Here is a 12,506-nt window from a genome sequence, read left to right on the forward strand (position 1 = left end):
TAGATTAAATTAAGTAAAGACCGAGTGCTTTACCCGGTCTTCGGCTCTTATTGATGTTTAGTACTTCGCTTACAATTCATCTTAATATTCCGGTACTTAGAATAGATGTATCGACTTGAATATCCCACTCTAACTTACTAATGGTTTCATTTGTTAATGCTTTATCCCAATTTCCTTTGTAGTGCATTCGAAAGTTTTCAGTTAATCCAATTGGATCAACTTCTATTTTTTTTAGTTCTTCCAAAAACTTACTAATGTCTTGTTTAACTTTTTCATTTACATCTTTTTCTAGTTCCGCGATTTCATCCACGCTTTTTAAATTATTTTCCCGCTCACCTCTAAATTCAATCAGTGTACCTGACATTTTTAGTTCAATGTTTAATTTAGGTTCTTCTAGATTTTTATTACTTTTAATTTTTACTTTACTATCGATCAAATCGATCAATAGTTTTTCTTTTTTAAGTTCAATATTTAGTGGAGCAAGTTTTTTTCTTCCTTGTAACGCTTGTATGATAAGCCCCTCATTTGTAGATAATCTTTTGTGCATCACTTCTCCTTTAAATAATGCAATACCGTCTATCTCTATTTTCCCGTCTTTTGTTTCTAGAAATGGAACAATAGAGTCAAAAACAGGATTGGTTTGTGTATACATAAAATCATGAATATTTGTATTCGGATTAAATGCTGTATTAATACTAGGTTGTAATAAATCGTTTAAATAAAAAATAACGCTTGGCTTATCTGGATACTCTCCTTTTAACATATCTCCTGCGCTTTCTTTAACTACTGCAATCAGTACTTTATTGCCAACTTCAGCGTTTCTATATAGCTGTTTAATTGCATTTTGAACATCCCCGTGAAGAGCGAACTGCTCATTAACAAGAACAACCCGTAATTGATTTAGCACTATCTTTTTATCTGAAAGTGTTTCTATTTCCACGATTCCTTTTGAAATTAAATCAGAGGAAACGCTGAAAATTTGTGTATGCTCCTTCGCTTGTGGATCATATTGCGGGATAGCTACCGTTATCTGTGATTGTTCTTCATCTAAATAGTCAAATGCCATAACCCCGACCATACCAATATCTTCAAGAGGTATTTTTAATTCTTTAGCTGTACAACCGGCTAACATTGTTAAACAAAAAGTAAATACTATTGGAATGAATTTTACTTTCATTGTTGCACCTTCTTTTTTCTAAGTAAATGTACAATACTCAAAAATATAGGCCAAACTATCAGCAGATAACCTGCATAGTAGCTCACCTCAAATAATTTCTCTCTAATTTCATGAGAATAAGGCAATATAATTATCAAAAAAACAACAGCTGCAATTATATATATATGAAGTTTATTTTTTTTAGATCGAATAGAATCCAATCCTTTCTTTGCACTCCAAAGATATGCTGCCATTGTCGATAAAACTAAAAATACCCACATCGTCATTCCAATAATATCTATTCTTTCTATAAAAGTAAGCTCACCTGCTTTAAACAATTGCAACACAGTGAATTCGACATTCTTTAATTGCCATTCTGAGTAATACATTACACTTACAAATGTTGTAATGAGACAGAGAATTATACTTATCCAAACTCCTAGTAATGCATGTTTAAATGCCTTTTTTTGATTCAAAATATAAGGATAATAAAACAGGATTAATTCATAACCAAGAATAGATAAATATCCTTTTCTTATAGCTTCAACCATTTCTTTTAAATTGTAATTAAATAGCGGGAAAATGTGACTGACATCCCCTTTTTCAATTGCCCAACGCAAAAAATATAGTAAAGGTATGGTTAAAAAAAATGCCATCATACAAAATCGTGCAACAGATTTTATACCACCATTAACAATGTAAATTAGAAGTAATATTAGCAAAAGCACGGGGATAGTAGTACTTTGTTCCGGCAAGGCAGTAGTTTGAATAAGCTGCATATAGTTACTAATTATTGCAGCTAGAAACAAAGTAAATTGAAAAATAAAAAGCATATTCATACTTTTTCCTATCCATTTACCTAACAAAAGCTCGTTTATACGAAACAAATTTTCGTTTGGATATTTAGACATAATCCAAATCATTGGCCATAATGTTAGACTAGCGATTATACCAAGCAATAATGGAAAAAATGCTTCACTATAACCTAAAGAGCTTAATCGTTGAGGAAGTGTAAGGATTCCAGTACCAAACATAGAACTTTGCGCCAAAAAAACTACATGATAACTGTTTAAAAGCTTTCGTTTGTTTGTACTCAACCTAACCTACCTCTCCAAACTGAATTTACTTTTTCTGTGACCTTGATATTCCTGTTTTATTTCTAAGGAAAGTTATTGGAAACCTAAAAATACCGTCCTTTAAGTCCCCTGCTTTTCTTGGAATAATCGGTGACATAAAAGGTGTCCCCAAGGAATTTAACCTAAGTAAATGAGCAATTAACCAAGCAAACGCAAGCATTTGTCCCATTAGCCCAAACATCCCTGCGGATAAAATAAAGATATAACGAACAAATCTACTTGTATTACTCATTAAAAAAATAGGAGGAAGAAATGATAGTAATGCGGAGGTTGCAACAAGGACAATTAGAATATTACTAATGAGACCAGCCTCAACTGCTGCTGTACCAATTACAATACCTCCTACGATACCAATCGTTTGTCCTACTTTTGCAGGCATTCGGGATCCGGCTTCCCTTAATACTTCAATAATTAGTTCGATAAACAACACTTCAAAAAGTGGAGGAAAAGGGACCTTTGCCCTGGACTCCTGCAGATTCAATAATAGCTCATAGGGAAGAATTTCCGGATGGAATGTTAATGTCGAGACGTACATGGGAGTTATCATAATAGTTAAGAAAAAACCAAAAAATCGAAGGAAGCGAAGTAAAGATGCCGTTGTCCAACGATTATAGTAATCTTCAATGGACACAAACATTTCTAAAAAGGATGTAGGACAAATGATTGCCGATTGACTACTATCCATGAGTATCGCAATTCTTCCATCAATCAGATAATGTGATATGCTATCTGGCCTAACCGTCAAATAGAACTGCGGAAAAGGTGAGTAGGGATTATCCTCCATAAGCTGTTTTAATATAGAAATATCGTTGAAAGCAGGATAATTTATTTTATCAATTCTGCTTCTTACCGTTTCTAGATTTTCTTTATTTACGATATCATCAATATACAAAATAGAAATATTTGTATTTGTTTCAGATCCAATTATTCGATTTTCATTTTTTAACATTGGATTACGAATACGCCTTTTTACTAATGAAATATTTGTTTCCAATGATTCCGTAAACGAATCTTGGGGCCCAATAACTGTTGACTCTGTTTCTGTATTTGTAATCGTTCGAGAAGGAGCGCTATAAGTATCTAATCCCACTAATAAATTCGTTTGATGAAAATACAAAAGTGTATAACCTGAAATGAGTTTAAAGTAAATCTCCTCTAACTTAGATAAATCCATTATTTCAGATACTTGATGAATTTGATTTAAATGATTGGCGAGCGGCATTAGAACCATTATTTGTAAAGTCATTTTCTCTACCAGTGAGTTGCTATAAATAACTGTAACCAACCCATCATCAGTGAGTACTTTTTTATATATAACATCATTAATTTGACTGGTATGTTTCTTAATAATTTCAATTGGTTGTTCCGGTTGGTCTTTCATTTTATTTTGTTCTCTTTTTTGAGATGGCCGACCTATTGTGGTACGTACCAACTTACGATTTTTCATTAGTACCACACATCCTTCTACAAGCTTACTGACTAGTTTATCCATTTTAAATAATAGTATTCCATTGTATCTACAAGTGAAGTGAGAACTTTTTAATATGAATTTCGTTCATGTAATTAAGAAAATAAAGAGGCGAGTGGTTAAGTGAAGGATTCGAAAGAATGGTTAACAGAAGAACTATTAAAGGTAGAGTCTTGGGAAAAGGATCAAAGTGATTTATGGTTCTGGGAAAAACTTGGGCGTCTCCCCTTTAAAATGATTGATAAATGGACACCTAAATTTATTCAAAACAAAATTGGAATACTATTGGACGAGCTTGGTCAATACGTTCAAACAGGTGGAAGTTATTTAAGCTCCTTATCCAAAATCCCATCTTATTATCCTGATTCAGGCGTGGAAACTTTAGAAGATGTGCAAAAACTGCCTGTTTCTAAAATGGACAAATCAGTAGCTAGTCTTAGGAAAAACAGAAAAAACATTGCAACCTTTCAGGGTGCAGGAACCGGCATTGGTGGTATCTTTACACTTACACTGGATATACCGCTCCTTTTAGGTTTACAGTTAAAAACCTTACAAGACATAGCCATTAGCTATGGTTACAATCCAAATGACAAAAAAGAACGATTATTTATCATAAAATGCTTACAATTTGTGTCGGCTGATATTGTTGGTAAGCAAACTATTATTTCTCAATTATCAAAGTTTGATCATCAGGATGAGACAGTCAAAAGAGAGGTTGTTTCAGAGATGCAAGGTTGGCGTGAGGTAGTTTTTGCTTATAGAGATCAATTCGGATGGAAAAAGTTATTTCAAATGATTCCAATAGCTGGTCTGGTCTTTGGTGCCTTTATCAACCGTTCGGCTGTGAATGATATTGCAGAAGCGGGGATTATGCTTTACCGTAAAAGAAGAATCTGCGAGAAGCTAAACAATAACGATCACTTATAAGAACTAGTTAAAGACTTATGCCATTTAATCTCTATAAAATGGTATAAGTCCTTTTTTATATAAATTGCCAATACCATCTAGTACTCTAGCAGATACTTTCTTTGGAAAATAACATTTTCTATAAAACTGTCTATGGAATTTTTTAATGTGGTTCCATCGCATACATTCTTTTGATTGTCTATAACGAGCAACGTCAATAATCTTAATGTCCCCGTTTGGTGTAATAATAATGTTGCGTAAGTGAATATCAGAGGGATTTAATCCTTTGTTTGAAGCTAACGATAATGCTAGATCAATTTCTTTCACTTGGGGAGCAGTTATTTCATTACCAAGGGTAACATTTTCAAATAATGTTTTACCCTCAATGAAATCAATTACTATATAATTAACCCCTGAATCATATAGAGTAGGATAATAGTCAATTCCTTGAAGCATCTGATAAATTTCTGCCTCTTCTTGTGCAATATATTTCAAATTCGGAAAATACACTTTAATTACTCTTTGTGTTGATTTTATTCTAAAAACAAATGCACTTCTTCCTCCCCCTACAAGCATTAGGGAACTATCAAAGGAAATGAGTTGATTTTGGTCATTTATAATGACTGAATTTGCATATGCATGATAATTATTCAAACTGTGACCTCCAATAAATTTTAAGAAAGGCATAGCGCCTATATCTGGCCCTACCTGGAAAAGTAGTATCTAATTCCGTAAAAAAAGACGACATAACCAATATTTGGTTATGTCGTCTCTTACATAAACCTTAACCAAATAATTGGTAAGGTCTCGCAAACAACTTTCGTTGCCAACAAAGCCGAGGAACATATTCCTGTATTGACGACTTTGCTGTATAGCTACTCCCCTTAACGGAAGATATTTTATTATTTTGTAGGCTTAGTATATGCGTTTCAAAATGGAGAGTCAATCAATTCAAATCAACTACCAGTGGCTCTTCTCCTTTTGTGTTCATTACCCTAATTTGTGTAGGGGTAATTTTTAATATAGTCAGATCTGGATCCTCAGGACCAGTAAACCAACCTTTTAAGTCATCATTCCACACTTTTTCTTTTAAATTTTCTTCATCTGATTCCTCTACAGTACCTTCAATTTCTAAAAAAGAATCTCCTAGTCCCTTACCTTCGTACCCGATTAGAATATGCGTGTTCGGATTTTTTTGAACATCTTCCACTTTGTGTGTCTTCTTACTAGTCGCTGTGTAGAGGATAAATTCATCGTTAAAAAAAGTCATAAAGCGTGAGTGTGGTTTATTTTGCTGTATAGTTGCCATTGTACCAATTTTGCTATCGTTTAAGATTTTAAGTGCTAATTCTTTTGCCATAATAAATCGTCTCCTTCCACTCATCTCCTTTTTATTATTCCTTTAATACTCTTAATTAAACATTGATTTTAGAATGAAATGTTACCATATTTTCAGAAATTGAATAGCCCGTTGACGTCCCTTTTCCAATAAATCCTTTTTCATTTCTTCCGTCATATCAAATTGGGTAGCACTATAATCCTCCACGGGAATAAAGATAATGTTCTTTTCAATTTTTCTTGAAATGTATCTTTCATCATGTGCATTTTTCATTGTTGAAAATAACGCTTCGAACAACTGAAGACCATTGTTTATTGTATGTCCAGGAGCTTCTTCAGAGCTTCCACTTAACTTTAAACCAAGAACTGGTCGTTCCTTATTACCATTATCAAAAATCCACATAGGAAAATTACTTAGCACTCCACCATCCACTACAATTGTATCTCCAGTTCCTGTCTTTAATTTGACCGGCTCAAAGAAGAATGGAATGCCACAGCTCATTCGTAAGCCACGTGCAATAGGAAAACTATCTGCAGATATTCCATACCTTCCTAGATCATCAGGAATAACAATCATTCTTCCATTCGTCAAGTCAGAGGCAACTAATTTCAGTGATCCAAGTGGTAAATCCGAAAATGTATAAACACCTTTTATTGCTAGTTTTTCGAGAAACCAGTTTTCCAAAGCCTTTCCTTGATACAAGCCCATCCGCCAATACAAATTTAGCCATTTCATAAATGGAATAGGAAGAAGTGTCTTCCGAGGATCAAGCAGAGTAGCTGTATCCAACTCATCCAATAATTGTTCTATTTCCTTACTTGAGAAGCCTGCAGCAATAAAGGCAGCAAGAATTGCTCCTGCACTTGTGCCAGCAACACGTTTGAATCGGTAGCCTTTCTCTTCTAATATTTGATAAGCACCGACTAACGCAAAACCCTTTAATCCACCTCCAGAAAACACCCCATCTATTAAGATATTATTATCCCCCTTTTTTCTTGGTGTTGTTACACTGTAAGAGAAAAATAGGAGTAATAGAACTTAATTGTTGAAACTTCTGCATCACTATTTTGTTTTTAGATAAATCTAACTAATTTAAATATTTTTATTGATATTATTAATTAGCTTAGGTTATAATAAATTCATTGCCGAAAAGCGTACTTTTGTACATTATGCGTACAAATTATTAATCTATTACTTTATGCACAGTCATCTGTCATTAGGGGAAATGTAAGGGGTTACATGAATAAAGGGGGAAAACATATGACTTTGGAGATTAATCAACAACTTATTCCACCAAGAACTTTTGGTGAAAAATTAAAAAATATCGGACCCGGAATTGTAGTTGCCGCTACAGGAGCCGGAACAGCAGATTTAGTCACTTCTCTTGTACTTGGCACTCAATTTGGTATGACATTTGTATGGGCTATTATTGTTGGATCTGTCTTAAAATACTTTCTAAATGAAGGCGTAGGAAGATGGTATTTAGCAACAGGTCAGACAATGTTAGATGGCTGGCAACAACTAGGTAAGTGGGCGACAGGATATTTCGGTGTCTACTCTATCATTTGGGGATTTGTCTATGGTGCTGCTGCAGCATCCACTTCAGGCATGGCTATGCACGCAATGTTCCCTATTATGCCAGTTTGGGCCTGGTCTATCATTCATGCAATTGTAGGATTTATTTTAATTTGGGTAGGAAAATATCTTCTTTTTGAAAAAGTTATGACTGCATTAATCGCTGTTATGTTTATCACGATTATTGGTACAGCAGCTTTATTTTTACCAAGCTTCGGTGACTTTGCATTTGGCTTCGTTCCACGTGTTCCACAAGGTTCTTTCATTCTAATGCTTGGATTGATTGGTGGTGTAGGTGGAACCATCACGATGGCTTCTTATGGATATTGGTTACGTGAAAAAGGTTGGAACGGTAAACAGTGGATCGCTGCAATGCGTACAGATGCAAAAATCGCCTATCTACTAACTGGATTATTTACTCTTGCGGGTCTTATTATTGGTGCACAATTTTTAGCTGGAACGGGTGTAAGTATTCGAGATGACGAAGGATTAATAAAACTTTCTGAAATGCTAGGAGCAGAGTTTGGTACACCTATGAGATGGATGTTCTTAGTAGCTTTCTGGTCCGCTGCATATTCGTCTCTGCTTGGGGTATGGAATGGCGTTCCTTATCTATTTGCAGATTTCATCAAAACAATCCGTAAGAATAAACAAGAAGTATCTGTGAAAGACCCAGCATATCGCTTTTATCTATTCTGGCTTACTTTCCCACCAATGATTTTATTCTACTTTGGCAAGCCAGTTGAGTTGATCATCCTTTATGGAGCACTTGGCGCTATATTCATGCCATTTTTAGCACTTTCTTTACTGCTCCTACTAAATTCAAAAACAATAGCAATAGAGTCTAGAAACAAATGGGTACCAAACGCTGTATTAACTGGTTGTTTAATAATGTTTGGTTATCTTGGAATACAAGAGTTAGTTAAGATTTTCTCTAGATTTATGTGAATGAAAACCCGTTTATTGTTTATAAACGGGTTTTCATTTTATTTATGTCGATTATTATTCGTAGGTTTTACTTTATTTTCGTTGTCTGCAATTGTCTCAGCCTCGTCATTTAGGCCTCTCACATCTAAATCATCCGGACTAAGATCATACCCATATCCGTATTCTTCACGGTCTAATGTATTACTTTTCTTAATTTTATTTTTATTATTATTGCCTGACATGAATTTTCACCTCCATGAAGTATAATTTGTGCAAATGAATTGCTTTTATTCTAGTTAACTTTACATCAATAATTTGAATTACTTTTTTTAATCGCACCATATACGCAAGGCAATTTGCTGAGCCATTTTGTACTACTTTTGAAAAAATACAGCTTCCTCTTACAATAAACAATTTGACATCTTTCTTCAATAATTCTACAATCGCAATAATTACTTGTCATATCAGATCTGCATTTGTCTGAATGCTACCTTACAAACAAGCAATCACTCACATTAATCCATCTATTGGTCATTTAAATAGACAACTTTAATGTAAAAATCCCCAAAAATAAAAACTCCTATTCACACAGGAGTTTTCCAACTTTTAACTAACTTGATTTTTTTCCAAGATAGGCTTCAACAATTCTAGAATCTTCTAAAAGATCTTTTGCCTCTCCATTAATAATTACTTTCCCTGTTTCCATTACATATCCATAGTCAGCAACTTTTAAAGCCTGTCTTGCATTTTGCTCCACCAATAGGACTGTTGTTCCATTTTCTTTTATCTCTCGTATCATTTTAAAAATATCGGCAACTATTAAGGGTGCCAATCCCATTGAAGGTTCATCTAACAATAATAGCTTAGGCTTTGAAAGTAATGCCCTCGCAATAGCAAGCATCTGTTGCTGTCCTCCTGAAAGAGTTCCACCAAGCTGTTCTCTTCGTTCCTTTAAAATCGGGAATTGGGCCATTACCTCTTCAATATCATTTTTAATATCTTTGTCATTTCGATGGTAGGCTCCCATTTCTAAGTTTTCCATAACAGTCATACTCGACAAGATAGCTCTACCTTCTGGAACAAGAGCAATCCCTTTTCTAAGTAGTTGGTCTGGCCTTAGCCCAGTGATATCTTCTCCTAAAAACTCTAGAGACCCCTTTTTAGGTTTTAATAAACCTGAAATAGATTTCATCGTAGTTGTTTTACCCGCTCCATTGGCACCAAGAATGGTAACTACCTGTCCTTGTTTCACTTCTAGGCTTACCCCTTTAAGTGCTTGAATCTTTCCATAAAAAGTATCTATTCCCGTCACTTTAAGCAATTTGATCATCCTCCTCAGTTCCGAGGTATGCTTCAATAACTTCTTGATTATTTTGAATTTCATCCGGTGTACCTTCTGCAAGTTTCTTACCAAAATTCAAAACAGTGATTCTGTCACAAAGTTTCATGACAAAAGGCATATCATGCTCTATTAATAAAACTGTAATCCCTCTTTTTTGTACTTTTTTTATTAATGTAAACAGGTCATCCGTTTCTGTTTCGTTCATTCCCGCTGCAGGCTCATCTAATAATAATAGCTTTGGACTACTAGATAAGGCTCTAGCTATTTCCAATCTTCTCTGTTGGCCGTATGCCAAATTTTCCGCTACTACATCTTCAAATCCCGATAGTCCAACCAGTTCTAATAGTTCTTTTGCATTTTCTAGCATTACGCTCTCTTCTTTTCGTTGAAATTTCGTACGAAAAACACTGCTAAAAACACCTGATTTACTTCTAGAATGGCCGCCAACTAATACATTTTCCAATACTGTCATCTGGGAGAATAAACGTATATTCTGATAGGTTCGGCAAATTCCTTTGTCCGTAATTTTATGAGGCTTTATCCCGGATATATTTTCTCCCAAAAAGCTTATTTCTCCTGATGTCAAAGGAAACATATTTGTAATAACGTTAAACATGGTTGTTTTCCCAGCCCCATTAGGACCTATTAGGCCAAAAATCTCTCCTTCGTTTATCGTAAAAGAGACATCGGTAAGAGCGGAGATTCCGCCAAAGTTTTTACTGATTTTTTTCAATTCCAGTACCATTGTCGGTCCCCCTTTTTGACTTTCTGCCTTTTTTAAACCATTGAAGTACTGAAAAATCTATTATTCCTTGAGGACGGAATGCCATCATCAAGACAAGTATAGTACCATAAATCATATAACGATATTCACTCATAAAGCGTAAAGCTTCAGGTAAAATCGTCATGAAAGTAGCTCCAAAGATTGCCCCCCAGATTACTTCACTACCGCCAAACACAGAGAAAATTAGTATTTCAATTGCACGGTGGTAAGCAAAATCTGCAGGACTAACATATCCCATTACATGAGCATATATAGCTCCTGCAAAACCTGCTAAAATGGCTCCTTGTGTAAAAGACAGCACTTTATAATACGTAATGTTAATTCCCATTGACTCTGCTGCCTTTTCGTCCATTTTTATAGCTGCAAACGCACGCCCCACCCGAGACTTATTTTGTCTAATGAAGAACCAAATTAGAAAAATATTAATAACGAGTAACAAGAGAAGTACAAGTAGATAAATAACTTGATTATTTTTTAACCCAAGCATATCCGGATCAAATCCCATGCCAGAAATCGCATTAAATAACTCCCTACCTAGATGGGGAACTCCAGCTAATCCTATTGAACCTTTAGTAACAGATTCCCAGTTAACAAAGATAACGCGAATAACTTCACCAAAACCAAGTGTCGCAATAGCCAAATAAACTCCTGATAATCTAAGTGCAGGAATTCCAATCAATATACCAAGAATACCGGCAACCAGTGCACCCGCTATAATTCCCACTATAATTGGTGCACCCAAATGAATAGTCAGTAATGCAGAAGTATACGCCCCAATCCCCATAAAGCCAGCATTTCCTAAAGATAACTGACCAGAGGAAAGAGTTATGTATATGCTTATCCCTAAAATAATATTGATCATCACAAAGGAAGCAACTTGTAAATAATATGGATTTAATATTTCGCCTATCATAGAGTCACATCACCTTCCTGCCTCTGCTGTCTTTTTACCGAAGATCCCCTGAGGTCTTAATAAAAGGATGAATATGATAATGATAAAAGCAACTGCGTCTCGATATCCTGAATCCCCGTAAGCAACCATTATTGTCTCGGCTATACCAAGGATTAATCCACCTGCCATGGCCCCTTTTACATTCCCCATACCGCCTAAAATGATAATAGCTAACCCTTTCAAACCCATAGACAATCCCATTTGTGGGTTTACAGAGTTAAATGCCATCCCAACTAAAATTCCTGCGATTCCTCCCATTGCTGAAGCAATAATAACTGTAGTTGTAATCGTTCTTTTTGTGTTTACTCCCAAAATACTTGCTGTTTCAATATTTTCAGCTGTAGCACGTAACGCTTTACCTGCCTTAGTTTTTGACAACCAATATGAAAGTGCAACCATTAAAGCAATAGATATAATAAATATAACTATTTGAACGAGGTAAATAGTAATTGAACCAAGTTGGAATTGAATTTCTGCAAAACTATTACGGAAAGGCTTATTTCCTGCACCAAAAATATGATGGGAAAGATTTTCTAGAAAAATAGATATTCCTATCGTACTTATTAAAGGAGCAAGATGGGAAACACCTTGTTTTCCCCGTAGTGGTCTTAAAGCAACTCTTTCAAGTAAGTACCCTAGAATAGCTGTAACTCCAATAGCTGCAATAAATGCAACCCACAGGGGTAAACCTAGTACACTCGTAACCATTACTCCAACAAAAGCCCCGACCATAAAAATTTCACCATGTGCCATATTAATAATTCCAAGTACACCAAAAACAAGAGTAAACCCAAGGGCAACGATGGCATAAATGCTTCCTAATGTAATTCCATTAATAAGTTGCTCTAATAGCAATGTATCTCACCCTTTGATATGAAATTTTATCACTACTTAGGAAAATCAAAACTCTCGATTTATTTT

Annotated in this window: 13 protein-coding genes; 2 read left to right on the forward strand and 11 right to left on the reverse strand. The window is 34.9% G+C overall.

Features of this window, described 5'->3' with window-relative positions; genetic code table 11:
- Nucleotides 1-76: 76 nt before the first annotated feature.
- The 3 genes from WAX74_RS05585 to WAX74_RS05595 are packed head-to-tail and all read right to left on the reverse strand — an operon-like array spanning nt 77 to nt 3,784.
- Nucleotides 77-1,177, reverse strand: coding sequence for a Ger(x)C family spore germination protein (locus tag WAX74_RS05585; protein WP_336496672.1), 1,101 nt, complete (start codon nt 1,175-1,177; stop codon nt 77-79).
- Nucleotides 1,174-2,253: a GerAB/ArcD/ProY family transporter gene (locus WAX74_RS05590; protein ID WP_336496673.1), complete on the reverse strand. Its 1,080-nt coding sequence runs from the start codon at nt 2,251-2,253 to the stop codon at nt 1,174-1,176. Before WAX74_RS05590 ends, WAX74_RS05585 begins: the two co-directional genes overlap by 4 nt.
- Before the next feature lie 25 nt (nt 2,254-2,278).
- Nucleotides 2,279-3,784 (reverse strand): spore germination protein, encoded by a 1,506-nt coding sequence (locus tag WAX74_RS05595; protein ID WP_336496674.1) that lies wholly within the window; start codon nt 3,782-3,784, stop codon nt 2,279-2,281.
- A 99-nt stretch (nt 3,785-3,883) separates the two neighbouring features.
- On the opposite strand from WAX74_RS05595, the gene WAX74_RS05600 reads away from it, so the two are divergent.
- Complete coding sequence (locus WAX74_RS05600) at nt 3,884-4,687, forward strand: EcsC family protein (protein WP_336496675.1); 804 nt, start codon at nt 3,884-3,886, stop codon at nt 4,685-4,687.
- Between the two features lie 24 nt (nt 4,688-4,711).
- Here WAX74_RS05600 and WAX74_RS05605 read toward each other — a convergent pair whose 3' ends face one another.
- The 3 genes from WAX74_RS05605 to WAX74_RS05615 all read right to left on the reverse strand — a co-directional run bounded on the left by WAX74_RS05605 (nt 4,712) and on the right by WAX74_RS05615 (nt 6,980).
- On the reverse strand, nt 4,712-5,320 hold the full coding sequence (locus WAX74_RS05605) for a protein kinase family protein (protein WP_336496676.1): 609 nt from the start codon (nt 5,318-5,320) through the stop codon (nt 4,712-4,714).
- 292 nt (nt 5,321-5,612) lie between these two features.
- The gene (locus tag WAX74_RS05610) at nt 5,613-6,026 is read right to left on the reverse strand and encodes a pyridoxamine 5'-phosphate oxidase family protein (protein WP_336496677.1); all 414 of its coding nucleotides are present in this window, start codon (nt 6,024-6,026) and stop codon (nt 5,613-5,615) included.
- 81 nt (nt 6,027-6,107) lie between these two features.
- Nucleotides 6,108-6,980 (reverse strand): patatin-like phospholipase family protein, encoded by an 873-nt coding sequence (locus WAX74_RS05615; RefSeq protein ID WP_336496744.1) that lies wholly within the window; start codon nt 6,978-6,980, stop codon nt 6,108-6,110.
- A 285-nt stretch (nt 6,981-7,265) separates the two neighbouring features.
- On the opposite strand from WAX74_RS05615, the gene WAX74_RS05620 reads away from it, so the two are divergent.
- Nucleotides 7,266-8,528 (forward strand): Nramp family divalent metal transporter, encoded by a 1,263-nt coding sequence (locus WAX74_RS05620; RefSeq protein WP_336496678.1) that lies wholly within the window; start codon nt 7,266-7,268, stop codon nt 8,526-8,528.
- Between the two features lie 38 nt (nt 8,529-8,566).
- On the opposite strand, the gene WAX74_RS05625 is transcribed toward WAX74_RS05620, so the two are convergent.
- The 5 genes from WAX74_RS05625 to WAX74_RS05645 form a co-directional block, all read right to left on the reverse strand.
- Entirely contained in the window at nt 8,567-8,749 is a 183-nt protein-coding gene (locus WAX74_RS05625; RefSeq protein ID WP_336496679.1) for a hypothetical protein, read from the reverse strand.
- A 368-nt stretch (nt 8,750-9,117) separates the two neighbouring features.
- The gene (locus WAX74_RS05630) at nt 9,118-9,828 is read right to left on the reverse strand and encodes an ABC transporter ATP-binding protein (RefSeq protein ID WP_336496680.1); all 711 of its coding nucleotides are present in this window, start codon (nt 9,826-9,828) and stop codon (nt 9,118-9,120) included.
- Nucleotides 9,821-10,594 carry an ABC transporter ATP-binding protein gene (locus WAX74_RS05635; RefSeq protein WP_336496681.1) on the reverse strand — a complete coding sequence of 258 codons (774 nt, stop codon included), beginning with the start codon at nt 10,592-10,594 and terminating at the stop codon, nt 9,821-9,823. The genes WAX74_RS05630 and WAX74_RS05635 overlap by 8 nt, the downstream gene beginning before the upstream one ends.
- Entirely contained in the window at nt 10,566-11,546 is a 981-nt protein-coding gene (locus WAX74_RS05640) for a branched-chain amino acid ABC transporter permease (protein WP_336496682.1), read from the reverse strand. Before WAX74_RS05640 ends, WAX74_RS05635 begins: the two co-directional genes overlap by 29 nt.
- 9 nt (nt 11,547-11,555) lie before the next feature.
- Nucleotides 11,556-12,440 carry a branched-chain amino acid ABC transporter permease gene (locus tag WAX74_RS05645; RefSeq protein ID WP_336496683.1) on the reverse strand — a complete coding sequence of 295 codons (885 nt, stop codon included), beginning with the start codon at nt 12,438-12,440 and terminating at the stop codon, nt 11,556-11,558.
- Between the last annotated feature and the right edge of the window lie 66 nt (nt 12,441-12,506).

The organism is Psychrobacillus mangrovi (assembly GCF_037104765.1).
GTDB classification, from domain to species: Bacteria; Bacillota; Bacilli; order Bacillales_A; family Planococcaceae; genus Psychrobacillus; species Psychrobacillus mangrovi.